The 24,908-nt window shown below is 68.8% G+C and carries 27 protein-coding genes; 14 read left to right on the top strand and 13 right to left on the bottom strand.

The window, feature by feature from the left end; translation table 11 throughout:
* Positions 1–21 precede the first annotated feature (21 nt).
* From JW805_03630 to JW805_03610, 5 genes are all read left to right on the top strand, one after another.
* Positions 22–585: a hypothetical protein gene (locus tag JW805_03630; protein ID MBN2971106.1), complete on the top strand. Its 564-nt coding sequence runs from the start codon at positions 22–24 to the stop codon at positions 583–585.
* Positions 582–1,187 (top strand): DUF4136 domain-containing protein, encoded by a 606-nt coding sequence (locus JW805_03625; protein MBN2971105.1) that lies wholly within the window; start codon positions 582–584, stop codon positions 1,185–1,187. Before JW805_03630 ends, JW805_03625 begins: the two co-directional genes overlap by 4 nt.
* The gene (locus tag JW805_03620; GenBank protein ID MBN2971104.1) at positions 1,184–2,305 is read left to right on the top strand and encodes a hypothetical protein; all 1,122 of its coding nucleotides are present in this window, start codon (positions 1,184–1,186) and stop codon (positions 2,303–2,305) included. Before JW805_03625 ends, JW805_03620 begins: the two co-directional genes overlap by 4 nt.
* 180 nt (positions 2,306–2,485) lie before the next feature.
* Positions 2,486–3,199 (top strand): 2,3-diphosphoglycerate-dependent phosphoglycerate mutase, encoded by a 714-nt coding sequence (gene gpmA, locus JW805_03615; protein MBN2971103.1) that lies wholly within the window; start codon positions 2,486–2,488, stop codon positions 3,197–3,199.
* Positions 3,180–3,317: a hypothetical protein gene (locus JW805_03610; protein ID MBN2971102.1), complete on the top strand. Its 138-nt coding sequence runs from the start codon at positions 3,180–3,182 to the stop codon at positions 3,315–3,317. Before gpmA ends, JW805_03610 begins: the two co-directional genes overlap by 20 nt.
* Before the next feature lie 159 nt (positions 3,318–3,476).
* On the opposite strand, the gene JW805_03605 is transcribed toward JW805_03610, so the two are convergent.
* The 5 genes from JW805_03605 to JW805_03585 all read right to left on the bottom strand — a co-directional run bounded on the left by JW805_03605 (position 3,477) and on the right by JW805_03585 (position 7,910).
* Entirely contained in the window at positions 3,477–3,809 is a 333-nt protein-coding gene (locus tag JW805_03605) for a phasin family protein (protein MBN2971101.1), read from the bottom strand.
* Between the two features lie 42 nt (positions 3,810–3,851).
* Positions 3,852–5,234: an L-serine ammonia-lyase gene (locus JW805_03600; GenBank protein ID MBN2971100.1), complete on the bottom strand. Its 1,383-nt coding sequence runs from the start codon at positions 5,232–5,234 to the stop codon at positions 3,852–3,854.
* Between the two features lie 156 nt (positions 5,235–5,390).
* Positions 5,391–6,263, bottom strand: coding sequence for a general secretion pathway protein GspK (locus tag JW805_03595; GenBank protein MBN2971099.1), 873 nt, complete (start codon positions 6,261–6,263; stop codon positions 5,391–5,393).
* Positions 6,263–6,748, bottom strand: a complete 486-nt coding sequence (locus tag JW805_03590) for a hypothetical protein (GenBank protein MBN2971098.1) — start codon at positions 6,746–6,748, stop codon at positions 6,263–6,265. The genes JW805_03595 and JW805_03590 overlap by 1 nt, the downstream gene beginning before the upstream one ends.
* A 214-nt stretch (positions 6,749–6,962) precedes the next feature.
* Positions 6,963–7,910, bottom strand: a complete 948-nt coding sequence (locus JW805_03585) for a penicillin-binding protein activator (GenBank protein ID MBN2971097.1) — start codon at positions 7,908–7,910, stop codon at positions 6,963–6,965.
* Between the two features lie 29 nt (positions 7,911–7,939).
* Between JW805_03585 and JW805_03580 the strand changes: the two genes are divergently transcribed.
* Entirely contained in the window at positions 7,940–8,716 is a 777-nt protein-coding gene (locus JW805_03580; protein ID MBN2971096.1) for a hypothetical protein, read from the top strand.
* Positions 8,717–8,817: 101 nt separating this feature from the next.
* Here the strand turns inward: JW805_03580 and JW805_03575 are convergent, their stop codons facing one another.
* The 4 genes from JW805_03575 to JW805_03560 all read right to left on the bottom strand — a co-directional run bounded on the left by JW805_03575 (position 8,818) and on the right by JW805_03560 (position 13,277).
* On the bottom strand, positions 8,818–10,041 hold the full coding sequence (locus JW805_03575) for a type II secretion system F family protein (protein MBN2971095.1): 1,224 nt from the start codon (positions 10,039–10,041) through the stop codon (positions 8,818–8,820).
* Between the two features lie 127 nt (positions 10,042–10,168).
* Positions 10,169–11,647, bottom strand: a complete 1,479-nt coding sequence (gene gspE, locus JW805_03570) for a type II secretion system ATPase GspE (GenBank protein ID MBN2971094.1) — start codon at positions 11,645–11,647, stop codon at positions 10,169–10,171.
* Positions 11,644–12,153 carry a type II secretion system protein M gene (locus JW805_03565; protein MBN2971093.1) on the bottom strand — a complete coding sequence of 170 codons (510 nt, stop codon included), beginning with the start codon at positions 12,151–12,153 and terminating at the stop codon, positions 11,644–11,646. Before JW805_03565 ends, gspE begins: the two co-directional genes overlap by 4 nt.
* On the bottom strand, positions 12,150–13,277 hold the full coding sequence (locus JW805_03560; protein MBN2971092.1) for a hypothetical protein: 1,128 nt from the start codon (positions 13,275–13,277) through the stop codon (positions 12,150–12,152). Before JW805_03560 ends, JW805_03565 begins: the two co-directional genes overlap by 4 nt.
* Before the next feature lie 10 nt (positions 13,278–13,287).
* On the opposite strand from JW805_03560, the gene gspG reads away from it, so the two are divergent.
* The 6 genes from gspG to JW805_03530 all read left to right on the top strand — a co-directional run bounded on the left by gspG (position 13,288) and on the right by JW805_03530 (position 18,082).
* Positions 13,288–13,767, top strand: a complete 480-nt coding sequence (gspG, locus tag JW805_03555; protein ID MBN2971091.1) for a type II secretion system major pseudopilin GspG — start codon at positions 13,288–13,290, stop codon at positions 13,765–13,767.
* Positions 13,768–13,928: 161 nt separating this feature from the next.
* The gene (locus tag JW805_03550) at positions 13,929–14,366 is read left to right on the top strand and encodes a prepilin-type N-terminal cleavage/methylation domain-containing protein (protein ID MBN2971090.1); all 438 of its coding nucleotides are present in this window, start codon (positions 13,929–13,931) and stop codon (positions 14,364–14,366) included.
* A complete protein-coding gene (gspI, locus tag JW805_03545; protein MBN2971089.1) occupies positions 14,363–14,749 on the top strand; it encodes a type II secretion system minor pseudopilin GspI in 387 nt (128 codons plus the stop codon). The genes JW805_03550 and gspI overlap by 4 nt, the downstream gene beginning before the upstream one ends.
* Positions 14,746–15,537, top strand: a complete 792-nt coding sequence (locus tag JW805_03540) for a PDZ domain-containing protein (protein ID MBN2971088.1) — start codon at positions 14,746–14,748, stop codon at positions 15,535–15,537. Before gspI ends, JW805_03540 begins: the two co-directional genes overlap by 4 nt.
* Positions 15,538–15,548: 11 nt before the next feature.
* Positions 15,549–17,606 carry a type II secretion system secretin GspD gene (gspD, locus tag JW805_03535; GenBank protein MBN2971087.1) on the top strand — a complete coding sequence of 686 codons (2,058 nt, stop codon included), beginning with the start codon at positions 15,549–15,551 and terminating at the stop codon, positions 17,604–17,606.
* 89 nt (positions 17,607–17,695) lie between these two features.
* A complete protein-coding gene (locus JW805_03530) occupies positions 17,696–18,082 on the top strand; it encodes a type II toxin-antitoxin system HicB family antitoxin (protein MBN2971086.1) in 387 nt (128 codons plus the stop codon).
* A 3-nt stretch (positions 18,083–18,085) separates the two neighbouring features.
* Here JW805_03530 and JW805_03525 read toward each other — a convergent pair whose 3' ends face one another.
* From JW805_03525 to JW805_03510, 4 genes are read right to left on the bottom strand one after another with little or no spacing between them, the layout of a single operon-like run.
* Positions 18,086–18,274 carry a type II toxin-antitoxin system HicA family toxin gene (locus JW805_03525; GenBank protein ID MBN2971085.1) on the bottom strand — a complete coding sequence of 63 codons (189 nt, stop codon included), beginning with the start codon at positions 18,272–18,274 and terminating at the stop codon, positions 18,086–18,088.
* A 1-nt stretch (position 18,275) separates the two neighbouring features.
* A complete protein-coding gene (locus JW805_03520; GenBank protein ID MBN2971084.1) occupies positions 18,276–18,704 on the bottom strand; it encodes a hypothetical protein in 429 nt (142 codons plus the stop codon).
* Positions 18,695–19,153, bottom strand: a complete 459-nt coding sequence (locus tag JW805_03515; protein ID MBN2971083.1) for a hypothetical protein — start codon at positions 19,151–19,153, stop codon at positions 18,695–18,697. The genes JW805_03520 and JW805_03515 overlap by 10 nt, the downstream gene beginning before the upstream one ends.
* The gene (locus JW805_03510; protein MBN2971082.1) at positions 19,150–19,647 is read right to left on the bottom strand and encodes a hypothetical protein; all 498 of its coding nucleotides are present in this window, start codon (positions 19,645–19,647) and stop codon (positions 19,150–19,152) included. The genes JW805_03515 and JW805_03510 overlap by 4 nt, the downstream gene beginning before the upstream one ends.
* Positions 19,648–19,832: 185 nt before the next feature.
* Between JW805_03510 and JW805_03505 the strand changes: the two genes are divergently transcribed.
* Together JW805_03505 and JW805_03500 are read left to right on the top strand one after the other, a co-directional pair.
* The gene (locus tag JW805_03505) at positions 19,833–22,289 is read left to right on the top strand and encodes a PhoX family phosphatase (protein MBN2971081.1); all 2,457 of its coding nucleotides are present in this window, start codon (positions 19,833–19,835) and stop codon (positions 22,287–22,289) included.
* Between the two features lie 174 nt (positions 22,290–22,463).
* Positions 22,464–24,875 carry a DUF839 domain-containing protein gene (locus JW805_03500; GenBank protein ID MBN2971080.1) on the top strand — a complete coding sequence of 804 codons (2,412 nt, stop codon included), beginning with the start codon at positions 22,464–22,466 and terminating at the stop codon, positions 24,873–24,875.
* Positions 24,876–24,908 lie beyond the last annotated feature (33 nt).

Raw genomic sequence — 24,908 nt, 5'->3', positions numbered from 1 at the left:
TTCAGGAAGCCGAAACAGCTTATGCCATTCGCCAGCGCGGTCGTCACGGCCCTCCTCGCATCGCAGCCTGCCGTCATGGCCGATACCGCCTTCGTGCCCGGCGGGACGATCGGAGTCGTGCGCCCCGCGGTGGCCCGGGATCGCGCCACGGCGACGATGGACGTCGCCACGACCGAGGCGGTGGAGGGCGCGCTGATCGATGCCGGCTTCACCGTCATCCCGTCGGCCCAGAATGCCCGGCACGTCGCGCGATACGCCGTCACCCGCTATGCCAAGGGCTCGGCGCTGGCGAAGGGCGCGAAGAATCCGGCGATCGGCATGCCGGGCGGGGTCAACGGTGTCGGCGCCGGCGTGTCGATCGCGCTGGGTGGCGGCAAGATGAATGTCGGCACGATGGTAGAGACGACGATGACACTGACCATCACCCGACGCGGCGAATCGGCTCCGGTGTGGGAGGGGCGCGCGGTCACCTATGGCGTCACCGGCACGCGCGACGGCGACCCGGCGACGGTCGCGCGCAAACTGGCCACCGCCCTCGCACGGAACTTTGGCGCGCCTTCGGGCTTGTTGGTGAGCGTACCATGATGAAAAAAATCGCCCTTCTCGCCCCCGTCGTCCTCGCGGTGTCCGCCTGTGCGACGACCGGTCCCCGCAGCGGCCCGACCGACGTCGTGCGGTATCACCTCGGCCAGCCGATCGCGCCGGGTACCGTTGCGGTCGAGCCGATCAGCGGCGCGGTGCAGGTCAGCCCCGAATATCAGATGTATGCCGATGCGGTCGCAGCCGAACTCGCGCGCCTGGGCTTCACCCCCGCCCCGGCGGGCACGCCGTCGCAATATTTTGCCGCGGTCGGCTTCACCCGCGTGTCGCAGGGCGAGGTCCGCACGCCCCCGCGCTTCTCGATCGGCATCGGCGGCGGCAGCTTCGGCGGTGGACGCGGTGGCGGCGTCGGCCTGGGCGGCGGCGTCAGCACCGGGATCGGCAGCAAGACGCTGCAGGCCTATTCGACCGAACTCGCGGTCCAGCTCAAGCGGCGCAGCGACGGGACGATCGTGTGGGAAGGTCGCGCCCAACGGCCGAGCCTGTCGGGCCCGGACGAGCAGCCTGCCGTAACGGCAGGTCGAATGGCGAATGCGCTGTTTCGGGGGTTCCCCGGAGAGTCGGGAATTACTACCACGGTGAAATGACCATCACCGTTTCGGCCGCTTTCGACAGCGGCGCCATTCGTGTCGTCGGGATCGACGGCGACGTCGTTCGCCTGGAAATCCCGAACGATCACCTTTCCGATTTCTATCAATGGTTCCACTTTCGCGTCGCCGGCGCACGGGGGCGGACGCTGACGTTCCGAATCGAGAATTGCGAAGGGTCGGCCTATCCGCTTGGCTGGCCGGGGTACCAGACCCGCGTGTCGACCGATCGGCTCGACTGGGTCGTCGCCGACGATACCAGCTACACCGATGGCGTGCTGACCTGGACGCATCACTTCGACACCGAACTCGCCTGGTTCGCCTATTTCCAGCCCTATACGCTCGATCGTCATGACGCGCTGGTGGCGGAGGCCGCACTCGCACCCGGCGTCACGCACCGCGAACTCGGCCAAAGCCTGGACGGCCGTGCGATCGACTGCCTGACGCTGGGCACGGGACCGAAGCAGGTGTGGCTCTACGCCCGGCAGCACCCGGGTGAACCGATGGCCGAATGGTGGATGGAAGGCGCGGTCGAGATGCTGACCGATGGCGACAACGCTGTCGCGCAGGCGCTGCGCGAGAAGGCGACCTTCCACCTTGTGCCGAACATGAACCCGGATGGTTCGTTCCGCGGCCACCTGCGCACCAATGCGGCGGGCGTGAACCTCAACCGCGAATGGCATGCGCCGAGCGCGGACAAGAGCCCGGAAGTGCTGTGCGTGCTGGGCGCCATGGACGAAACCGGCGTCGATTTCGCGATGGACGTTCATGGCGACGAGGCGATCCCGGCCAATTTCATCGCCGGGTTCGAAGGTATTCCGTCCTGGACCGATGCGCTGGGCGCCAAGTTCACCGACTTCGGCCGCCGGCTGGAAGCGCGGACGCCCGATTTCCAGACCGCCAAGGGCTATGACAAGGCCGCTCCCGGCCAGGCGAATCTCAGCATGTCGACCAACCAGCTGGCCGAGCGGTTCGGAGCCGTGGCCATGACGCTGGAAATGCCGTTCAAGGATCATGATGCGAACGCCGATCCGCTGCATGGCTGGGACGGCGAACGGTCGAAGATGCTGGCGGTCGCGTGCCTGGAAACGCTGGCCGACATGATCGACGAGATCTGACGGTTTCAATTCCTCCCCGAGCTTGTCTCGGGGAGGGGGACCATCGCGGTAGCGATGGTGGAGGGGCTGGCGGCGCCCGGCGCGTGCCGCGCCGCCCCTCCACCACCCGGCTTCGCCGGGCGGTCCCCCTCCCCCAGCAAGCTGGGGGAGGACTTATCTACACCCCAAGGAGTGCCCCGCATGCCCACGCTCGTCCTCATCCGCCACGGCCAGTCGGCGTGGAATCTGGAGAACCGCTTCACCGGTTGGTGGGACGTCGACCTGACCGAACAGGGCGAGCGCGAGGCGTGGGCGGCAGGCGAGGCGATGAAGGCGGCGGGGCTCGATTTCGACCTGACCTTCACCAGCTTCCAGACCCGCGCGATCAAGACGCTGAACCTGGCGCTTGAGGCGATGGGGCGGCTGTGGCTGCCGACCGAAAAATCATGGAAGCTGAACGAGCGCCATTATGGCGGCCTGACCGGCCTCGACAAGGCGGAGACCGCGGCGCTGCACGGCGACGAGCAGGTGAAGATCTGGCGCCGCAGCTTCGACATCCCCCCGCCCCTGCCTGCGGAAGGGTCGGCTTATGACCTGTCGAAGGAAGAGCGCTACAAGGGCATTCCGATCCCGCAGACCGAAAGTCTCAAGGACACTATCGCGCGCGTCCTGCCCTATTGGAACGAACGGATCGCGCCCGAACTGAAGGCCGGCAAGCGCGTGCTGATCGCCGCCCACGGCAATTCGCTGCGCGCGCTGGAGAAGCATCTGTCGAACATCTCGGACGCCGACATTACCGGCCTCGAGATTCCGACTGGCCAGCCGATCGTTTACGAACTCGACGCGGAACTGAAGCCCACCGATCGCTATTACCTCTCCGAGAGGAGCAAGACCGATGGCGGACAAGAAGGGTAACGGCAGCGCGACGGCCCAGCGGGCGAATGCGAAGGCCGCGAAGGAAGGCAAGAGCAACCCGCGCAAATCCAGCGCCGCGCAGGCGGAGCTGGGGAAAAAAGGCGGGAAGAGTCATTGACCGCTAAATTCCTCCCCGAGCTTGTCTCTGGGAGGGGGACCGCCGCCGAAGGCGGTGGTGGAGGGGCAGCCCGCTCCCATGATGGGTGGAATGCCCCTCCACCACGCCCTGCGGGCGCGGTCCCCCTCCCCCAGACGAGCTGGGGGAGGAGTTACGGTGTCACCCCTTCATCCCACCGCGCATCGCGTCGGTGGTATCTTTCCCGAACTGAACGATCATCTCGCTGATCTCGCGCGCCTGCGCCATTGCGCGGCTGCCCTGGTCCCGCAGATAGTCGCCCTGGATCTTCATCACTTCCGACAGGTCCTTCGCCTGCGTGGCGGCGCGCATCGCAGCGAAGGCTTCGCGGACGTTTTCCTCCGCCTGGTCGAGCATCTTGGCGCCGACGCTGGCGCCGCTGTCGGCCATCCGCTCGCCGGTCGCCTTCATCGCCTCGCCGGCGGCTTGCATGTTTTCGGTGGCCGCGCCTGCGGCCGAACGGTCGTCGCTCATGATAGCTCCCTTACGCGGCTGAAGGCCGCGACCGCTCAACGCTCAACATTCGACGACGTTCACCGCCAATCCGCCCTGGCTGGTTTCCTTGTATTTGGACCGCATGTCCTCGCCGGTCTGGCGCATCGTCTCGATGACGGCATCCAGGCTGACGACATGGCTGCCATCGCCGTGGAGCGCCAGATAGGCGGCGTTGATCGCCTTGATCGCGCCCATCGTGTTGCGTTCGATGCAGGGGATCTGGACGAGGCCGCCGATCGGATCGCAGGTGAGGCCGAGGTTGTGCTCCATGCCGATCTCGGCGGCATTCTCGACCTGCGCGGGCGTACCCCCGAGCGCTGCCGCCAGCCCGGCCGCCGCCATCGAACAGGCGACACCCACCTCGCCCTGGCAGCCCATTTCCGCCGCGGAGATCGACGCGCGCTTCTTGTACAGGCTGCCGATCGCCGACGCCGTCAGCAGCAGGTCGCGGCTTCCACTGCGCGTCGCGCCGTGGACGAACGTCTCGTAATATTTGAGGACCGCCGGGATGACGCCCGCAGCACCATTGGTCGGCGCCGTCACGACGCGGCCACCGCCGGCATTTTCCTCGTTCACTGCCAGCGCCCATAGGCTCACCCAGTCGAACACCGCCGATGGGTCGCTACGGGGCCCGCGCTCGGCAAGCTTGTCGTGGAGCGCCTTCGCGCGGCGCGGGACCTTCAGCCCGCCGGGCAGAATGCCGTCGGTCGCGACTCCGCGGCGGATGCTTGTCAGCATCGCGTCGCGCACGCGGTCGAGGAACGCGTCGGTTTCGCATTCCGATCGCCAGGCGGCCTCGTTGGCACGCTCGAGCTCGGCGATCGAACAGCCTTCGGCTGCCGCCAGCGCCAGCATCTCGGCGCCCGACGAAAAGGGGTGCGGCAGCTGGACGTTGGCGCGCGAAACCTCCTCCCCTTCCGCGATGATCGCGCCACCGCCGATCGAATAATAGCGACGCTGTTCCTCGCTGCCGTCGGCGAACCGCGCGACGAAAGTCATGCCGTTGGGGTGCGCGGGCAGGAAACCGGGGTCGAAGATCAGATCGGTCTGCGGGTCGAACGGCACGTCATGCGTACAGGCAAGCTTGAGCGTCCGCCCCTCGCGGATCGCCGTGACCATCGGCGCGATCGCGTCGGGATCGACCGCTTCGGGCGCCCAGCCCGACAGGCCGACCAGCACCGCGGTATCACTGGCGTGGCCAAGGCCGGTCAGCGCGAGGCTGCCGTGCAGCGTCGCAGTGATAGCGACCGGGGCACGGTCGACGACGCTTTCGGCAAACGCCTTGGCCGCGCGCATCGGGCCGACGGTGTGCGAGCTCGATGGGCCGATGCCGATGGTGAACAGCTCGACCACGCTGATCGGGCGGTCGACATTGGCGCGGACGGACAGACTGGGTTCGGGCATGGGATTTGGGACAGACCTCTAACCGTTCGTGCGGAGCCTGTCGAAGCACCGTACTGCGATAACCCCGCTTGGCTCACGGCACAAAGAACGATGCTTCGACAAGCTCAGCACGAACGGAGATGAGTGCGCCAATCTACGCGATAGTTTCAGCGGTTACTATCCCGCCTGACCAAAGGCCGGCGCATCGGGTGGGATCGCGGCGCCCGACCAGCGTTCGACCGGCACCGTCCGCCGTACCCCCTGCTCGTCGATGGAACGCTGGATCAGGGTCACGCCCTGCTGCGTCGTATCGCCGATCCGCGCGCGCGTGCGGACCCAGAAGGTGTTGGAGCGAAACGACGCGCCCGGCGGCAGCGACACATTTTCCGCCGACAGATCCTCCAGCGTCAGAAAGCCCTTTCGCGCTCGCGTTCGCACCAGCCGGTCGGCAATGGCGGGATCGCGGAACAGGAGGGCAAGCACCTCTGGCGTCGCGGCGTTGAGGTTGATCGCGGTGTCGCCGGGCAGCGCGGTCACCAGCGCCTCGATCTTCGTCAGGGATTCGGGCGACAGGCCGGCGAAGCGCAGGGGGCGCAGGTCGGTGAACGGGCCGTAGGCGCGCACCGCCTCGACCGCCTTCAACGTCGTGTCGCGATCGACGCCGGCGGCAGCGGCGATCTGTTCGAAGAGGATGACCGCCGCGGCACTGCCCGAACGCAGCGCGTTGACGTTGAATCGCCCCTCCGCATCGGCAATCGCCAGGTCGAAAGTACCGCCATCGATCTTTGCGCCATTTTCCGCCAACGTCGCCCATGGCTCGCCGACATTGTCGACCTCCGGCGCGACGATCGCGTCGCGCCGGAGCGCGGCGATGGCCGACAGCTCGCCGCCCTTCACCACCGCGGCCGCCCGCGCCGCTTCGCGAACGCGCAGGGATCGGTCGAGCGCCAGTTCCTCGCGCTCGATCATCAGCAGGACGAGCCCGGCTGCGATGGCGACGAACATCAGCACGTTGACCAGGATCATCCCCGAATCATCGTCCCGCGACATCAGCTGACGTCCTTCGCCCGCACCGGCAGCGCGACGACGCGTCGGATGGTGCCGGCGGGGGCGCCGGCCAGCGTGACTTCCAGCTCGATCGCGCCAGGCCAGGCCTTGGGGTCGCCCGCCGGCCAGCGCTCGAGCCAATTGCCCTGCTCGGCAAAGCGCCAGCGGACGCCCGCGACATCGCGCAGCAATGCCTGCGCGCCGTTGCCCGCATCGCGCACCAGCACGCCGCGGTCGAGCGCGTAGCGGATGGTGATCGGCGGGCCGCCGACACCCGGTGCGGCGCGACGCAGCGAGAGAGCGGCCCCCCCGCCCTCGATATTCCCGCTCGCGACCTGTTCGACGTCGCCGGTGACGACCAGCATCGCGCGCTGGAGTGCGGTCAGGCGATCGAGACGAGCTTCGGTACGGCCCTGCACGCCCAGCACGCTGTCGACCAGCGCCACCCCCGCCACCGCGATCAGCGCGAAAAGCAGGAGGGAGATCATCAATTCGATCAGGGTGAAGCCGTCGTCCCCGCACCTTTTGCCGGTGTCAGCGCAACGCGACGACCGGCTCCCGGAACCGAAACCGTTCCCCGGCGAAGGCCGGGGCCCAGGCGCCGTCGCTGGCCGGGAAGCATTCACGGTTTGCAACTGGACCCCGGCCTTCGCCGGGGAACGCTAACACCCATGGGTGAAGATGATGCGGTAGCCGCCACCCTCACGCCCCCCGGCTGGTTGCGACGCTCCGATACCCGTCCGCGCCCGCCAGCAGGATCGCCAGGTCGCGCGAGCAGCTGCCGTCGGCGCGGAAGCGGACGGTGCCGGTAACGCAGGAGAAACCGTCCGCGGCCAACAGCCCCTCGCGGCTGAGCGCATTCGCCGCGCGCAGCGTCTTTGCAATCTTGGCGGCGTCATAGGCCAGCGCGGTGATGGCACCGGGGGCGCCGCCGATCCGCGACTCATACTCTGCGGAAAAGCTGCCGAACGCCGCCGGGTCCGGCGCGGCGATCCATGCGCCTTCCAGTGCCGCCAGTGCCGATGGCCGATTGTCGAGCGCCTGGACCGTGCCGAGCAACTGCACGCCCGTGTCCTTCAGCCCACGTGCCGCCGCCAGCACCGCATCGCCGCTGCCGGGGATCAGCACCGCGTCGGGTGCGTCGCCCGCCGCCGGCAGGGGCTGGCCCGCCGTTACCGCGATCGCGCGGATATCGAGGCCCAGGTCGCCCTGCGCCTTCACTGCGGCTTCGGACGCGGCATTGCTCCACTGGCTGCCGTCGCCGACGACGGTAACGCTCCTGACGCCGCGCGAACGGGCATAGCGCAACACCGCAGTCGTGGTCTGGACGGGCGTCAGGCCGAAGACGAACGCACCCGACGCCTGCGCGGATGCACTGTTGGTAAAGGCGATGACCGGCACCTTGCCGGCCACCGCGCCCGCCGCCGCAGTCGCTTCCCACGACGTCAGCGGCCCCAGGATCATCGCCGCGCCGCGTTTCATCGCCTGGGTCGCCGCCGCGCTGGCGCCGCCCGCCGTGCCGGCGGTGTCGAGCGCGAACATCAGTTTCGCGTCGGTTTCGGCAAGCATCGCCGCGCGCTGCATGCTAAGCCCCAGCTGCTGACGCTCGCCGGTCATTGGCAGCAGCAGCGCGACGGGTCGCTTGTCCACCTTCTTGGCGGCCCAGAGGGGAAGAGCCGATGACGCCGCTGATACGACGAGGCCGGATCGCAGAAGCCTCAGAGCGTCCCGACGATTCACCTGTATCCTCCGATATCGCGCGCCACGCCGCGCGCCGCCGTCTTATCCGCTTCACCGGGCTCGGGATAGCCGCTTACGCCGTCGCGATGGTCGCGACGATCCCCGCGAGCGCGATCGTCGATCGCGGGGCGTGGCGGACGGGCGTCGGGGGGACCGTGTGGAACGGCGAAGTGGGGCTGGCCGGGGGCAGCGTGCTGTCATGGGGCTGGGCGCCACTCCGGAGCCTGGTCACGCTGGCCTTTGCCGCGGACTGGAGCGCGAAGGGCGCCGCGACGAACCTCGGCGGACGCGCGCTGATCGGCCCGTCGTCGACCACCGTCGACGCGATGACCGGGTCGGCCGACGGCACGCTGTTGCAGGCGATTCAGCCCGACCTGCCGTTCGTGTGCGACATGACGATGCAGCTCGATTTTCCCAGGGCGAAACTGGGCGGATCGGGGCAGATGGTCGAAGGGCAGTTGCTGACCGATCCCGGCAGTTGCCGGCCGAAGGCAGGCGGCGTGGCGACGCCGGTGCCGGCATTGGTGCTGACTGCGAACCACGTCGGCGATCGCTCGACGATCACGCTGGCCCCGGCGACCCAGCGGCGCCGCACGCTGCTGACGATGACGCTGGGCGGCAACGGCACGGTCGACGTTCAGCTGACACCCGAAGGCGCCGCGGTGCTGCCATTCGTCGGCCTGCCGCCGGGCGGGAGTATCCGGGGGAAGATCTGATAAGCCCTCTCCCCTTCAGGGGAGAGGGTTGGGAGAGGGGCCTATCCTCCAGTGCCGGTCTCGGTGAGCCCCTTTCCCCTCTCCCCTAAAGGGGCGAGGGCTTAAATGGACACCAAATTGTTCAGATTGATGATCGGCAGCAGGATCGCCAGCACCATCATCAACACCATTCCGCCCATCAGCAGCAGCACCATCGGCTCGACCAGCGCAACCAGCGTCGCCGCCAGCGCGTCGAGTTCGCGGTCGAGTTCACTCGAGGCCCGCCCCAGTGCCGGGGCGAGCTTGCCCGAGCTTTCGCCGCTCGCGACCAGCGCGGTCAGCATCGACGGGAACACCGCCGCCTCGGCCATCGCCGCACGCAGGCTCAACCCCTCCCGCACGCGCGCGGCTACGGTCAGCGCGCGGTCGCGGATGTGGCGGTTGGGCGTAACGGCAGCCGCGGCTTGCAGCGCCTCGACCAAAGGCACCGCGCTTTCGACCAGGGTCGCCAGACTGCCGGCGAAGCGTGCGGCATTATGCTGGCGGCTGAAGCGCTTGAACGGGCGACGTTCGGCGAACATGCGGTCGAGCTTCAGCCGGTTGGCCGGCACGCGCAGCCACCGTCCGACGATCAGCCCCAAGACAAGCAACGCAAGCAGCAGCGCCAGCCCCCAATTCTGCAGGAACGCCGAAATCGCGATCAGCGCGCGCGTCAGGAACGGCAGCTCCGCGCCGCGCGATACGAACACGCGGACGATGTCGGGGACGATGTAGATCATCAGCAGCACGATGATGCCGACCGACACGGTCGCGAGCAGCGCGGGGTAGATCAGTGCCAGTTGCAGCTTCTGCGCATTGGCTTGCCGCGTTTCGACGAACTGGGCGAGGTGATTGAGCACATGGGTCAGACGCCCGCTATTCTCGCCGGCCGCAACCGAGGCGCGATAGAATTCGGGGAAGGCCTTGGGGTGGTTGCCGAGCGCGGCGGCGAAGCTGCGCCCGTCGAGGATGCTGCCGCGCACGTCGAGCAGGAGAGCGCTGACCTGCCGCGCTTCGGACTGCTGGGCGACCAGTCGCAGCGCTTCTTCGACCGGGATTTCGGACCCGATGAGCGTCGCGAGCTGGCGCGTGAGCGTTGCGAGCTGTTTCGCGCTGACCCCGCGGCGGAGGCTGGGCAGCGTGATGCTGCCGGCCGTCTGCGGCTTGGCGCCCGCCGGCTCGACCGCAAGGGGCAGCAGCGAGCGCTCGCGCAACATCGCGCGGGCAGCGGGGGCGGAGGCGGCTTCGATGACCCCTTTCTTGGTGGCGCCGGAGCGATCCGCCGCGCGGTAGGCATAGGCGGGCATTCTCAATCCTCCCCTGCAAGGGGAGGTGGCCGGCCGCAGGCCTGACGGAGGGGTGTCGCGCTATCGAGACGGGGACATCCCTCCGTCATCGCTACGCGATGCCCCCTCCCCTGGCAGGGGAGGATTGTCATGCCTCGTCCCGCGTCACGCGCGCGACCTCCTCGACGGTCGTCACCCCGGCCTTCACCTTGGCCACGCCATCGTCCAGCAGCGACGGATTATTCGCTCTCGCGAGCTTTTCGAGTTTCGCTTCCGATGCGCCATCGTGGATCAACGCCTGCAACTGGCTGTCGACCGCGATGACCTCATAGATGCCGGCGCGGCCGCGATAGCCCTCGCCGTGGCAGGCTTCGCAGCCGCCGGCGCGCCACACACGCTTGCCGACCTTCAGCGCGCCGCCCAGCAGCCGTGAATCGGCTTCGGTTGCGGTGTCTTCCCAACGGCAGTCGGGGCACAGCCGCCGCACCAATCGCTGCGCCGCGAGGCCGACCAGCATCGGGGCGAGCAGATAGCGCTCGACGCCCATATCGAGCAGGCGCGTGACCGACCCGACCGCGCTGTTGGTGTGCAGGGTCGACAGCACGAAATGCCCGGTCATCGCCGACCGCACCGCGACTTCGGCAGTTTCCTGGTCGCGGATTTCGCCGACCATGATGACGTCGGGGTCCTGACGAAGGATCGCCCGCAGCCCCCGCGCGAAGGTCATGTCGGTGCGTGGGTTGACCTGCGTCTGGGCGACGCCGGCGAGTTCATATTCGATCGGGTCCTCGACCGTCATCACGTTGCGCTTGCGGTCGTTGAGGCGGGACAGCGCGGCGTACAGCGTCGTCGTCTTGCCCGAGCCGGTCGGCCCGGTGACCAGCAGCATGCCGTGCGGCCGGTCGAGCAGCCGGCGGAAGGTGTCGACGTCGCGCTCGCTCATGCCGAGGCCGGCGAGGTCCAATCGCAGCGAGCCCTTCTCGAGCAGACGCATCACGACACGCTCGCCATGCTGGGTCGGGATGGTCGACACGCGCGCATCGACGTCGTGGCCGCCGATCCTGAGCGTCACGCGGCCGTCCTGCGGGACGCGCTTTTCGGCGATGTCGAGCTTCGCCATGACCTTGATGCGGCTGACCAGCAACGGCGCCAGCGCCCGCTGCGGTTCGACGACGTCGCGCAGCACGCCGTCGATGCGGAAGCGGACGACCAGGCGCTTCTCGGTCGTCTCGACATGGACGTCGGACGCGCCCTCCTTCACCGCCTCCAGCAGGATCGCATTGATCAGGCGGATGACGGGCGAATCGTCGTTCGAATCGAGCAGATCGTCGACCGGACCAACCGAATCGGCCAACGCCGCGAGGTCGGTCGCGTCCATCTCGAACTCGGCGGCCTGCGCCGCCCCCTGGCCGTAGGTGGCGGACAGCGCTGCATCGAAGGCTTCGTCGGTGACCGAGATGAAGACGACGGCGGGGTGGAGCCGCTGAACCTCCAGCAACGCATCGAGGGCGGCGTCGGTGCGGTGGAGGCATTCGCCGCCGCGCAGCAACACCCCGCCCTTGCGCGCGAAGCCGTAGGGCAGCAGCGCCGGCGGGCTAAGCGTATCGACGATCAGCGTGTCGGTCATCCGCGATACTCGATCTGCGCGAAGACGCGCGCCGGGGTCGGGCGTTTCTGGATGTCGACGCGGGTGGCGGCGAGTGTCGAGGTGCGGGCGATGTCGGCCATCCAGTTGACCACTGCGTCGTACGGCGCGTCGGCGACGGTCGCGCGGACGCCGGTCGGGGTCGCCTCCACCTGCACTTGCAGCCCGAAGCTGGCGGCGGATTGCGTCACGATCTCCGCGGCGGTGCCGGTACGCGGCTGGGGGCCGGTCGCCTGGGGACCAAGCGCGGGGGCGGCGTTCACGCGAGCCATCAGCGTTTCGTAGGTGCGGATATCGGCCAGCGATTCGGCGCGGCTGGCCTGGAGCGGCTTGACGACGCCGAACACGAGGATCGCGAAGGTGAGGAGCGCGCCCAGCGTCCCGATCAGCAAGCGTTCGCGTGGGGTCAGGCCGACCCACCAGACGCGGATGCGCTCGATCGTGGGGTGTTCGACGATGCGGATCGCCACAAAAGATTTAGGCTTCATGCCAGCGGGCTCGTGATGCGCACGCCGCCATCGATCGGCGCGACCGCGGCGTCAATTCCGCCGCTCGACAGGGTGGTGCGGACCCGGCCGGCGAAGCCGGGGTCGGTGCTGTCGAGATCGACGATCAGCGACGTGCCTTCGGTCCGCATCGTGCGGACGGACAAATCGGCGCCGAGCGGGGTGAGCGCGGCCGACAGGCGGGCGGCGGCACCGAGGAACGGGTTGGCCCCGCCCCCGGCGCCAGGTCGCGGCAACAGGTCGGTGACGGCGCCGGCCAGGCCCTCCTCCGGCAGCGCCGTCCCGGGGGCTCTGGTAGCGACCAGTTCGCGCGTCTCGGCCACGCGGGCATTGGCGATGTTGCGCAGTGCCAGCGTGTCCAGCGCGGCGATCACGACATGGGCGAGCAGGCCGAGCACGGCGACCGTCGCGAGTTTGCGCCAGAACCCCGACCCCGTCCGGCGCACGGCATAGATCCCCTGGCGCAGGTCGAGCGCCGGGGCGAGCAGCCGCCGGGCGAGCGGATCGAGCGCCAGTGCGTCCGTGCTGTCGGTCATGTCGGCCGGCAGTGCGGTGCCGTACGCGATCGTCCGCGGCTGGCCCGCGGCATCCCAAGCGGTGCGCAGCAGGGCCGCGGGGATCGCAAAGCCGGTGCCGTCGCCAGCGCGGACCAGTGCGCGGGTCGCGCCCAGTTCGACCGCCCATTCCCCCGCCGCCGGCTGGGGCAGCGCGAGCGCGTCGGGGACCAGCGCTGCGTGACCAAGGCCCTCCGCCTCTATCCGAGCGATCCATTCCGCCATCCGGTCGTGGCGGACGACGCCGACGAGATAGCGTTTGGGGCTGAGTTCGATGCCCAGCGCCAGATGCACGCTGTCGATCGGCTCGGCGATCAGTTCCTCGACCGCGAACGGCAGCGCAGCCAGCCGCCTGGCGCGTGTCGGCAGCGGCAGATCGACCGCCAAAAGGCGAACCGCTTCGTTGGGCACGAGTACGGTAGCGGGCCCATCGGCATCCGACGCGACCAGCGCCTCGCCCGCCAGCGTCCAGACGCCCGCCGGGCCGGATGCGTCGAGGCTGGCGTGCGGGGCCGCTTCGACTGTAACATGGGTGTCACGCGTGATAATCATGGGCGAGCGAATGCGCACTCTTTTCCGACAGTTTCGTGACACCGTGGCAGCCGCGGCGCGCCGCCGCAAGCGCCCGAACGATGAGGGCGTGACCCTGGTCGAGATGATCGTCGTGCTGGTCATCATTGCGGTCATCGCCGGGATGATCGTCAGCACCGGCATCCTCAGCCGGCCCGACCAGGCCCGCGTGACGACCACGACCACCGACATGCGCACGATCAGCGCGGCGCTGAAGATGTATCGCCTGGACAATGGCGACTATCCGTCGACCGCGCAGGGGCTGAAGGCGCTGGCCGAAAAGCCGACGACCGCCCCGATCCCGAGCAACTGGAACCCCGAAGGCTATGTCGGCCAGCCGCCCAAGGACGCCTGGGGCCGGGATTATGTCTATGTCTCGCCGGCACCGGGCGGATTTTCGCTGAAAAGCCTGGGCAAGGACGGCGCCGAGGGCGGCGAAGGGCTCGATGCGGATATCGTGGCCGGGCGGTGATTGGAGGGGTGGCCTCCGCATCCTCCCCGGCACGGGGAGGGGGACCACGCGCAGCGTGGTGGAGGGGGACCTCCGCGAGCAACTCGGTTGCCGCCCGCCCCCTCCACCACCCGCTTCGCGGGCGGTCCCCCTCCCCGTGCCGGGGAGGATCTGACGCCGGCATGACCCTGGTCGAGATGCTGATCGTCCTCGCGATCATCGGCATCGCCTCGGGCGGGATTGCGTTGGCGATCGGGTCGGCCACCCGCGCGCCGTCGGTCGAATCGGAAGCCCGCCGCTTCGCCACCCGGCTGGAGGCGGCGGGCGATGACGCGATGCTGGGCGACCGGATGGTCGCGCTGACGATCGACGACAGCGGCTATGGCTTTGCCAAAGTCGCGTCGGACGGTGTCATCCCTAAGGGCACGCCGAAACTCGATTACCACGCCCTTCCCGGTGGCGTCGCGATGACGCTCGACCAGCCGCCTCCGCTGGTGCTCGGCGTCGATGGCCTGTCGAAGCCGCTGACCGCGACGCTCGTCAGCGGTGACCAGACCTGGGTCGTGCGCTACGACGGACTGACCTCCACCGTCACCCGCGCCGGAGCGCAGCCGACGTGACGCATTTGGGGGGGACCGACACCGACGGCTTCTCGCTGATCGAGGCGCTGGTCGCGCTTGCGGTGCTGGCGGTGGCGACGGTGGGTCTGGTCGGCGCGGTCGAGCAGCATATCGATTCGACCCGCGCGATGGAGCAGCGCTCGGCTGCGATGTGGGTGGCGGAGAATCGGCTGACCGAACTCAACGCCGGCATTCCCGCGCCCGAACGGGTGACGATGCTCGACACCAACTGGCTGGTCCGCACGGTGCAACGGGCCACCGCCGACCCCGCGATCGCCCGCGTCCGGGTCGATGTCTATGCGGAGGGCCAAACCTCGCCGACCGCCTCGCTCGACGGATTCCTCGACACGGGCGAGCCGGTGACGCAAGAGGGGCGGCGATGATCCTCCGCCGGTTCGACCTTACCCCCTATCGCCAGCGAATCGTGCTGAACGTGTTCACCGGCGCGGTGGTCGTGTCGGTCGCCTTCGCGCTCGCCGGCCTGACATGGCGGCTGGGCGGTCATGCCGATGTCGGGGCGATCACCGTGCCGCCGATGCGCACGGCGCCGCCGGTGCCGGATCTTGGCCCCACGCTCGCACTGGCGCCCTTCGGCCGCGCCGGGGCGGATGCCGACAGTGCGACGCCGACGACGCTGCAACTGACGTTGAAGGGCATCGTCTTCGCGCGTCCCGCCGAGCTGTCGATCGCCTATATCCAGTCGGGCAGCGACGCGATGAAACCCTTCAAGGTCGGCGAGGCCGTCGGCGGTGCGACGATCAGCGCCATTCAAATCAACCGCGTCATTCTGAACAACGGCGGGCGTAGCGAATTCCTCGCCTTCCCCGACCCCTTCGCGACGCCTGGCGCCACCCCCGCTGCGGGTGCCGCACCGGCCGCACCCGCGGGCAATGCCGTCACTGCCGCCGCCCCGCCCGCGCCGACCAGCCCGACGCCCGAAGCGATGCTCCAGCGGCTCGGCGCGACGCCGACCGAGGGCGGCTATCGCATCGGTGCCGGCGCTCCGGCCGGGCTGCAGCAGGGCGACGTCATCCAGCAGTTGAACGGCAGTCCCCTCACCTCCCCCGACGCCGCGCGTGCGGCGATCGCGGGCGCGCAGGCGAGCGGGACGGCCCAGATCCAGATCTTGCGGAACGGCCGGTCGGTGACCGTGACCGTCCCGATGCGCTAGGACATATGTACGTGATCCGACCCATCCGCCTGTCGATGCTCGCTTTGGCCCTGGCCGGCACTGCGCTTAGCGCGCAGCAGACTCCGGCGCCCAGCGACATCGTCGTCAACATGCGCGGCGTCGAGATCGCCGACGTCGCCGAACAGATCAGCCGGCTGACCGGCCGCACGCTGATCCTGGATCCCGCGGTCAAGGGCGCGGTGACGGTCACCTCCGCCGAGCCGCTGAGCCAGGCGGGCGTGTGGGACCTGTTCCAGTCCGTCCTGCGCGCCAACGGCTATGCCGCGGTGCGGTCGGGTCGCGCGTGGCGGATCATACCGCAGGCCAATGCGGTGCGTGACGGCGGGGTGCCGAGCCGCGGGGCGAGCGGGCAGGAACTGATCACCCGCATGATCCGCCTGTCGAATGTGCCGAGCGCCGACGCGGCGCGGATCGTCCGGCCGCTGGTCGCCAATTTCGGCTCGGTCGAACCGCTGACCCAGCCCAATGCGATCGTCGTGACCGATTACGCCGACAACGTCCGCCGGATCGAAGGACTGGCCCGCAGCCTGGACGGTGGCGGCGGGTCGACGTTCACCACCATCCTGCTGAAGAACGGCAATGCCGCCGATATCGCCGCGTCGATTCAGAGCGTGATGGGCGAAGGCGGCGCGCGCGTGGCGGGTGACGCACGGTCGAACTCGATCATCGTGCGCGGTACGCCGGCGGCAGTCGCGGAGGCGCGGCGGATGGCGCAAGCGCTCGACGCGCCCGGTGGCGCCGCGCCAACGACGCGCGTCTTCCGCCTGGCCTATGCCGATGCCGAAGCCGTCACCGACGTGCTGCGGGGCATTCTGGGGCAGGAGCAGACGGTCACTAATCCCGTCGCACGGAGCCTGTCGAGTCGCAGCACGACCAGCGTTGGGTCGACCAATCCCACGAGTGCGCTGGGCGGGCTGATCGCCAGCAACGCGGCGACCGGGGGCACCGCGTCAGGCAACATCGCCGGCAGCAGCGTCAGCAGCGGCGGCGTCTCCACTGCCCAGCTCGGCCAGCAGACCGCGGCGACCTCACAGGGCTTCGCGACCCCCGACCTGACCGTCCAGCCCGCCCCCGACATCAACGCGATCGTCGTCCGCGGGACACCTACCGCCATCGCCAGCATCGAACGGCTGATTCCCGACTTGGACGTCCGCCGCCCGCAGGTGCTGATCGAGGCGGCCATCGCCGAAATCACCGGCGAGGATGCCGAGGCGCTGGCGGTGCAGATCGGCGCGGCCGGTGCGGCGCTAACCCAAGTGCAGGGCGGCGGCACGTCGTTCAGCGGCCAGAACATCACGCCACTGGGGACCATTTTGGGCAGCGTTCTGGGTTTGCCGGCCGGTGCGCTGCTTGGCGAGGGGCTGTCGGCGAATGTCGGAATCGGCAACGACTTCTCGATCCTGGTCCGTGCGCTTAGCACATCGACCAAGGCTAACCTTCTGTCGACGCCGCAACTGACGACGCTCGACAACAAGCTGGGCGAATTCGTCGCGGCGCAGAACGTACCGTTCGTGACCGGTTCGATCCTGACCGGCAATGGTACCGCCAACCCTTATCAGACGGTCGAGCGAAAGGACGTCGGCCTGACACTGCGCGTGCTGCCCCGCATCAACGCGGGCGATACGATCCGGCTGGAGATCGCCGGCGAAGCGTCATCGCTGGTCAGCACGGCGCTGTCGTCGGCCGAAAATCTGGTAACCAACCGGCGCGCGATCAACACGACTGTGCTGGCGGACAACGGCCAGACGATCGTGCTGGGCGGCCTGATCACCGACGATCGCCAACAGACGAAGAGCCAGGTGCCGGTGCTGGGCGACATCCCCGTCGTCGGCGAACTGTTCAAGTCGCGCCGCGAGGGGCGGACGAAGCGGACGCTGTTCATCTTCCTCAAGCCCACGATCCTGCGCGACGGAGCCGATGCAAAGACCGCGACGGACGGGAAATACGCCCGCCTGCGGGGCGACGAAGCGGCGCTGCGACAGAAGGGCAGCCTGCTGCTCAACCCGCCGGGGCCTAGGCTGACGCTGGAAATCGACGGGATTTACTAAGCGGGCTGCCGCGCCGGCGCAGCCGGCTTCGTCTGACGGCGTGGCGACTTGAACCAGCGGGTTGGTGTGTATAAATACACACCATGCCTATGGTACTTTATCCTGCCATCATCGAGCGCGCGGACGATGGCTACAGCGTGTTCTTTCCCGACGTCCCCGGCTGCGTGTCCGCAGGCGCCACCGTGCAGGAGGCGGCGATGAACGCTGAGGAAGCCTTGGCCGGCCATTTGATCGTCGCAGCCGAATATGGCGACACGATCGCCGATCCGACACCGCTCGATACGCTCGCAGTCGATCCGGAGGTGACCGAGGTCGCCCGAATACTGGTGCGTGCCGAGCGGCCGGGCCGATCGGTGCGTTTGAACATCACGCTCGACGAAGGACTGGTTGCCGCGATCGACCGCGTTGCCAAGAATCGTTCGGGCTTTCTCGCCGACGCTGCACGACACGAACTTGCCGCGCGGCGGATCGGCTGAAGATCATCGCAACGCTACACCGCTCTGGCGCTCGATGCTTTTGAGCGTTCCGATCGCCAGATCGGATTTCGGATGGGGCACCGTGACCGTTCCGAGGCGCGTGGGATGGCGGAACTGAATATGGCTGCCGGCCTGCCGCACGCGAACCCAGCCCGCGGCTTCGATTCTAGCGATGACATCGCGGCTCTTCACTTCACTCCCCCGCCGGCAACGGCACGCGAGCCTTCTGCCCCCCGCGGGTGAAATACCCCGCATCGATCGCCAGCGACTCCAGCGTCCAGCCGTCGACGCTCTCCCCCACGCCGATTGTTCGCGTGCGCCCATCAGCGGTGCGGACCATCGCGACGGCGTCGGCGCCGATGCGGCCGACGATGCCGGCAAGCTGGGGGGCGCCTTCCGGAAGCGGTGCGTCCTCGATCGAGCCCCCCTCCCCGCCGCCGCCGAATAGGTCGCGCGTGTAGACGATGGTGCCGGCCACGGGCGAGCGAGCAGCGAGAAGCGCGGGAGCAGCCGGCGCCACAGGGACCGGCTCGCGACCGATGCCGAGCAAGAGCGCGGGCGTCGCGATGGCGACCAGCGCAGCAGCGGCGACGGCGGTTCGTTCGGCACGGATCATTGCCATGGGCTCACCACTTCGCCGCTCAAGGTTACGGTCCGGCCCTTGGCCGTCATCTGCCACGTCGCGAACCGCGCGAGCGGCCGGGCGCGTTCGAGGGTGTCGGCGAACCCGATCACGCCGTCTTCGGTGCCCGACACGGTCAGGCGCACACGGGCAAGTCCCATGGACGGCGCGGGTGTGGCGGTCTCGACCAGCAGCCCGGCTTTGGTTGCCGCAGCACGCACGCGGGCGGCGAGGCGATCGGCCGCGGTGCCCGCGTCGCGCGCCGCCGTCGCCTCGCCATCGATGACGATCGCCCGCGACGGGCTGGGGTCGGCGGCGATCTGCGCAAGCGTCGCGCGCTGCGTGCGGGCGGCCCGCAGGTCGCGCAGCGCGTCGGCAGCGGGGATCGCCAGCAGCGCAGCGGCGGACAGCCCCCCGACCGTGCCGAATGCGAGCGGCGACAGCTTCACTTGGGCTCCTCCAGCGCGACCAGCATCGCGCCGTCGCCGCGGCGCTGGCCGGTGTCGCGAAGCCGCGCGGTCTGGGGCGCGCGGCGCAAGGCGGCGCGGAGACGATCGGGATCGGGCGCCATGACTTCCACCGCCAGACGGCGATCGGCGGTGCGGCCGGCCTGCGTCAGCGTCGCGCCTGCCGGCAGCGCCCCGGCCACCCCGTCGAGCGTCGCGGCGATACCGGGGGTATCGAGCACGTCATCCAGTTCGCGCCGCGCCGCGCCCACGGCGCTGATCGTCACAAGGCGGGAGCGTGCAGTGCGCTCGATCGCGGCGGTGTCCTGACGGACACGCGCTTCGGTCCAGCGGGCGCCGGCCCAGGTAAGCGTCGGCGCCAGGGCGAGAAGAATGGCGACCGCGACCCCGGCGCGGCGGTCGTGCCCGGTGTCGAGGCCCGCCACCGCGGTACGCAGGCGATGCGCCAGGCTGGGGGTGGTACGCTCGGGGGGCATGGGCCGGGCTTTAACCGGAATGACGGCGCTTGTTGAAGCCCTCTCCCCGCTCGAAGAGGCGGATGGCTGGTCGTCACAAACTCGTAACCCCATCGCAACCGAATCGTCCCCGCCCCGTCACGCCGGTGTCGTCCACACCCGCCAAAGCCGGCGGGCATTTGACGCACACCCCGGGGGACAATCACATGACTTCGTTCGATTTCGGCTACAGCGACGGCGACGTCGACACCAACCGCAGCAGTGGCGAGACGCTCAGCGACATGATCGACCGGCGCTATTCGCGACGCGATGCGCTGCGGGGCGGTGCGTCAGCGGCGGCGATGGCGGTGTTCGGCGGCGCGGCGTTGGCGGCGTGCGGCGAAGACAAGATCGGCGCGAGCGATCCGCGCCCGACGATCAGCGTCGGCCAGAGCAGCCAGACCTCGAGCGGCAGCCGCGTCACGCTGACCGCGACCGCCACCGACAACGGCACGATCGCTGCGACCAGCTTCACCCAGGTCAGCGGCCCGGCCGTTACCCTCTCGTCGACGACGGGTCTCACGACCAGCTTCATCGCGCCGGGCGTCACGACGACGACGCCGATCGTCATCCGCTTCAGCGCGACCGACGACAAGGGCGGTACGACGACCGCCGACACCACGATCAACATCCAGCCCGCCACGCTCAGCTTCGCTGCGGTCGCCAAGAACAGGAACGACGTCGTGACCGTGCCCGCGGGCTACAGCGTCAGCGTGCTCTACCGTACCGGCGACCCGATCTCGGGCGCGACCGCGGCGTACCGGAACGACGGCACCGACACGGGCTTTTCGACCCGTGCGGGCGACCAGCATGACGCGCTCCACTGGTTCGGCCTGACCGCCACCGGCGCAGGACGCGACGATGCCAGCAGCACGCGCGGGCTGCTGGTGATGAATCACGAGAATATCGTCCAGGTCTACCTCCACCCCGCCGGCCCGACGTCGGCGGGTGGTGCGCGCCCCGAGGCCGAGGCGCTGAAGGAGATCGAGGCGCACGGCGTCAGCATCGTCGAAGTGACGCAAGCGTCGTCCGGCGCCTGGAGCTATGTCCAGTCGGGCAGCCTCAACCGCCGCATCACGCCGAACACGCCGACCAGCTTCTCGGGCCCGGCACGCGGCAACGCGCTGTTGTTCACCGCCTATTCGCCGACCGGCGTCGCGGGCCGGGGGACGATCAACAATTGTGCGAACGGCTATACGCCCTGGGGCACGTCGCTGACCTGCGAGGAAAATTGGGCCGGCTATTTCCGCCGCCCGACCGGCACCGACAATGCGCGGCGCAGCGCGAAGGAAGTGACGGCGCTTGCCCGCTACGGCGTCACCTCGTCATCGGGAAATTACGGCTGGGCGACGGTCACGCCGTCGGATGCGGCGAACACGCTCTACCGTCGCTGGGACGCACAGGCGACCGGGGCCTCGGCAACCGCGGATTTCCGCAACGAACCGAACCAGTTCGGCTGGGTACTTGACATCGATCCCTATGATCCGACCGCGACCCCGCGCAAGCGCACCGCGCTCGGCCGCATGAACCATGAAGGCTGCTGGCCGGGCGCCTTCGTCGCGGGTCGCAAACCTGCCTGGTACATGGGCGACGACGCACGCAACGAATATCTCTACAAATTCGTATCGGCGACGGCATGGAGCGCTGCCGACGCCAGCGCGACCGACCGACTCGCGACCGGCGACAAATATCTCGATACCGGCACGCTGTACGTCGCGAAGTTCAACGCCGACGGGTCGGGTCAGTGGCTGCCGCTGGTGTTTGGCCAGAACGGGCTGACGGCGTCGAACACGCTCTACCCCTTCGCCGACCAGGCCGACGTGCTGACCCATTGCCGCCTGGCCGCGGACAGCGTCGGCGCAACCAAGATGGACCGGCCGGAATGGACCGCGGTCAATCCGGTCACGGGCGAGATGTACCTGACGCTGACCAACAATTCGGGTCGTACCAGCACGAACACCGATCCGGCGAACCCGCGGTCGTATCAGGACGCGCCGAACCTGAGCTACGCCAACCACAATGGCCACATCCTGCGCCTGCGCGAAAGCGGTGACACGACCGAAGCGACCGCCTTCCGCTGGGACATCTACGCGTTCGGTGCCGGATCGGATCTGAACGCGCAGAACATCAACCTGTCGAACCTCGACGCCTCGAACGACTTCTCCTCGCCCGACGGGCTGTGGTTCGGCCGCGCCTCGAACGCCTCGGGCCAAGGCAATCCTCTACTGTGGATCCAGACCGACGACGGTGCCTTCACCGACCAGACGAACAACCAGATGCTCGCGGCCATCCCCGGCACGGTCGGCGACGGCGCGGCGCGGACGGTGACGAATTTCAATGCAGCCGGGGCCAGCACCACGACGACGACCTTCGTCGGCAAGACACCGGGCACAAGCCTGAAGCGTTTCCTGGTCGGCCCGGTTCAGTGCGAGATCACCGGCGTCGATTCGACGCCCGATGGCCGCACGCTGTTCGTCAACATCCAGCACCCGGGCGAGGACGGCACGCTGACCAACATCACCAGCAACTGGCCGGCCAGCCAGTCGGGCAGCGCCCCGGGCAATCGCCCGCGTTCGGCAACGGTCGTCATCCAGCGCACCGATGGCGGGATCGTCGGGCTCTGACCCCGGCGTAGAAGGGGGACGCGGGCCGGTGCAGAGTAGCGCGCCGGCCCGCAAACCGCCGCATTCCTCGGGCAGCGGTTCGACAAAGGCGTGGCAAAATGTCGTTCGCGCGCTAAGCAGCGGCGACCTGGCGTGACACCCGCCCCGTTTCGATTGCTTGTTCGAGGACCTCCGATGACCGATCCGACCCGCACCGCCCCGACCCTCGGCGATCTGATCGCGCGGCGCTATTCCCGGCGCGACGCGCTGCGCGGATCGGCGACGACCGCTGCGACCGTGATGGTCGGCGGCTCGCTGCTCGCCGCTTGCGGCAGCGGGTCGAGCGGCAGCAGCGATCCGGTACCGACCGTGACTGCGACCGCATCGCCGGCGACCGCGGCACCGGGCACCCGGGTGACCATCACCGGCACGGCAACCGACAACGGTTCGGTCGCCTCGACCACCTTCAACCAGGTCAGTGGCCCGCCGGTCAGCCTGTCGGCGACGACCGGGCTGACCACCAGCTTCATCGTACCCGGCGGGGCGGCGTCTAGCACGATCATCATCCGCTTCACCGCCAACGACAACGCCGGCCAGGCCAGTTCGATCGACGTCAACATCACCGCGTCGGCCAACACGCTGACCTTCACCTCGGTCGACAAGAATCGCAACGACCGCGTGACGATCCCCGCAGGCTATACCGTCACCACGCTGATCGCGACCGGCGACCCGATCGCCAGCGGCGTGTCGGCGTACAGCAATACCGGCGCGGACACCGACTTCACCAACCGTTTCGGCGACAACGGTGCAGGTTTCCTGTATTTCGGTCTGGTCGCCAGCGGCACCGGCATCGACGTGTCGAACAGCGCGCGCGGCCTGCTGGCGACAAACCATGAAGGCATCACCCAGGCATACCTCCACCCGAACGGCCCGACCGCGCCGGGCGGCGTCCGCCCGACCGCCGAAGTCGTCAAGGAAACCGAAGCTCATGGCCTGAGCGTCGTCGAAGTCGCCGCGAACGCCAGCAACGTCTGGGCCCCGGTGACCGCAAGCGCGTACAACCGCCGCGTCACCCCGTCGTCGGCGGTGGTCTTCAACGGCCCGGTGCGCGGCAACGCGCTGCTCCAGACCGCGTTCTCGGCCGACGGCACGGCGGGTCGGGGAACGATCGGCAATTCCGCCCTCACCACCACCGGCTGGGGCACCGCGCTGACCAGCGAAGAGAAATGGGCTCGCTATTTCCGCCGCCCGTCGGCCGACAATGCGCGGCGCACGGCCAAGCAGGTCTATGCGCTCAACCGCTACGGCGTGACCGCGTCGGCTGGCCTGTACGGCTGGGAAACCGCAGCGGCCGCTGGCAGCCTCTATGCCCGCTGGGATGCCCAGGCGACCGGTGCCGGCGCCACCGCCGACTATCGCAACGAGCCCAACCAGTTCGGCTGGGTCGTCGAGATGGACCCCTATGACAAGGCCGCCACCGTCCGGAAGCGCACGGCGCTCGGCCGCTTCGCGCACTCGGGCGTACAGCAGTTCCTGGTTTCCGCCGGAATCAAGCCGACCGTCTACATGGCGGACGCCGGGCAGAACGAATATCTCTACAAGTTCGTGTCGAGCACCGTCTTTGCAGTGGCGGATGCGTCCGCAACCGACCGCATGGCGATCGGCGACAAATATCTCGACACCGGAACGCTTTATGTCGCGAAGTTTGCAGCGGACGGCACCGGTACCTGGGTTCCCCTGACGTTCGGTACGGGCGGGCTCGACGCGGCCAACGCGACCTTCGCTTTCACCGACCAGGCGGATGTGCTGACCCATGCGCGAATCGCGGGCGACATTTTGGCGGCGACTCCGCTCGACCGTGCGTCGTGGATCGCAAACAGCGCGGCCACCGGCGAGTTGCTGATCGCGATGAACGGCAACGACGCGCGGACGGGGGCGAACACCAATCCGGCGTCGCCGCGTGCCTATGTCGATGCGCCGAGCACGCAGGTCGGCAATCGCAACGGTCATATCGTCCGCCTGCGCGAGACGGGCACCCTGCCCGATGCGACGACCTTCACCTGGGATATCTACGCATTCGCCGCGGGTGCCGATCTCGACGCGACGAACGTCAACATCTCGGGGCTCGCCGCGACCAACGACTTCTCGGGTCCGGAAGGTTTGCGCTTCGCCCGTCCGAGCAGCCCGGCTGGCACCGGTACCCCGCTGATGTTCATCCAGACCGACGATACCGCCTATCGCGACGTGACCAACAACCAGATGCTGGTGGCGCTCGGTACCGGCGCGGTCGGCGACGGCGGCACCGCCGCGGCCAAGACGATCACGAACACCGGCGGCACCACCCAGGCCACGCGCATCGGCGCGACGCTGAGCGCGAATACGCTGAAGCGTTTCCTGGTTGGTCCGAACGAGGCCGCGGTGACGGGCGTCGATACCTCGCCCGACGGCCGCACCTTGTTCGTCAACATCCAGCATCCGGGTGAAAACGGCACCGCGACGGCCCCGACCAGCAACTGGCCGGCGAACCAGACCGCCGCATCGACCGCGCGGCCCCGCTCGGCGACGATCGTCATCACCCGCACCGATGGCGGTGTAGTCGGGCTGTAACCCGGTCCGTTCCTCCCGGAGGAACGCAGGATC

Origin of the sequence: Roseomonas aeriglobus (assembly GCA_016937575.1) — a bacterium.
GTDB classification, from domain to species: Bacteria; Pseudomonadota; Alphaproteobacteria; order Sphingomonadales; family Sphingomonadaceae; genus Sphingomonas; species Sphingomonas aerigloba.
Note: the sequence above shows the minus strand (reverse complement) of the source record. Positions and strands in the feature narration are given on the sequence as shown.

Excerpts from the sequence above, each read along its gene's own strand:
- JW805_03520 (MBN2971084.1), bottom strand. The coding sequence starts at position 18,704 with ATGGCAATGATCCGTGCCGAACGAACCGCCGTCGCCGCTGCTGCGCTG.
- JW805_03605 (MBN2971101.1), bottom strand. The coding sequence starts at position 3,809 with ATGAGCGACGACCGTTCGGCCGCAGGCGCGGCCACCGAAAACATGCAA.
- JW805_03560 (MBN2971092.1), bottom strand. The coding sequence starts at position 13,277 with ATGATTATCACGCGTGACACCCATGTTACAGTCGAAGCGGCCCCGCAC.
- JW805_03580 (MBN2971096.1), top strand. The coding sequence starts at position 7,940 with ATGACGCCGCTGATACGACGAGGCCGGATCGCAGAAGCCTCAGAGCGT.
- JW805_03540 (MBN2971088.1), top strand. The coding sequence starts at position 14,746 with ATGATCCTCCGCCGGTTCGACCTTACCCCCTATCGCCAGCGAATCGTG.
- JW805_03565 (MBN2971093.1), bottom strand. The coding sequence starts at position 12,153 with ATGAAGCCTAAATCTTTTGTGGCGATCCGCATCGTCGAACACCCCACG.
- JW805_03500 (MBN2971080.1), top strand. The coding sequence starts at position 22,464 with ATGACCGATCCGACCCGCACCGCCCCGACCCTCGGCGATCTGATCGCG.
- JW805_03630 (MBN2971106.1), top strand. The coding sequence starts at position 22 with ATGCCATTCGCCAGCGCGGTCGTCACGGCCCTCCTCGCATCGCAGCCT.
- JW805_03550 (MBN2971090.1), top strand. The coding sequence starts at position 13,929 with ATGACCCTGGTCGAGATGCTGATCGTCCTCGCGATCATCGGCATCGCC.
- JW805_03590 (MBN2971098.1), bottom strand. The coding sequence starts at position 6,748 with ATGATCTCCCTCCTGCTTTTCGCGCTGATCGCGGTGGCGGGGGTGGCG.
- gspG (MBN2971091.1), top strand. The coding sequence starts at position 13,288 with ATGCGCACTCTTTTCCGACAGTTTCGTGACACCGTGGCAGCCGCGGCG.
- JW805_03600 (MBN2971100.1), bottom strand. The coding sequence starts at position 5,234 with ATGCCCGAACCCAGTCTGTCCGTCCGCGCCAATGTCGACCGCCCGATC.
- JW805_03575 (MBN2971095.1), bottom strand. The coding sequence starts at position 10,041 with ATGCCCGCCTATGCCTACCGCGCGGCGGATCGCTCCGGCGCCACCAAG.
- JW805_03595 (MBN2971099.1), bottom strand. The coding sequence starts at position 6,263 with ATGTCGCGGGACGATGATTCGGGGATGATCCTGGTCAACGTGCTGATG.
- JW805_03505 (MBN2971081.1), top strand. The coding sequence starts at position 19,833 with ATGACTTCGTTCGATTTCGGCTACAGCGACGGCGACGTCGACACCAAC.
- gspE (MBN2971094.1), bottom strand. The coding sequence starts at position 11,647 with ATGACCGACACGCTGATCGTCGATACGCTTAGCCCGCCGGCGCTGCTG.
- JW805_03610 (MBN2971102.1), top strand. The coding sequence starts at position 3,180 with ATGGCGGACAAGAAGGGTAACGGCAGCGCGACGGCCCAGCGGGCGAAT.
- JW805_03510 (MBN2971082.1), bottom strand. The coding sequence starts at position 19,647 with ATGCCCCCCGAGCGTACCACCCCCAGCCTGGCGCATCGCCTGCGTACC.
- JW805_03620 (MBN2971104.1), top strand. The coding sequence starts at position 1,184 with ATGACCATCACCGTTTCGGCCGCTTTCGACAGCGGCGCCATTCGTGTC.
- gpmA (MBN2971103.1), top strand. The coding sequence starts at position 2,486 with ATGCCCACGCTCGTCCTCATCCGCCACGGCCAGTCGGCGTGGAATCTG.
- JW805_03625 (MBN2971105.1), top strand. The coding sequence starts at position 582 with ATGATGAAAAAAATCGCCCTTCTCGCCCCCGTCGTCCTCGCGGTGTCC.
- JW805_03530 (MBN2971086.1), top strand. The coding sequence starts at position 17,696 with ATGGTACTTTATCCTGCCATCATCGAGCGCGCGGACGATGGCTACAGC.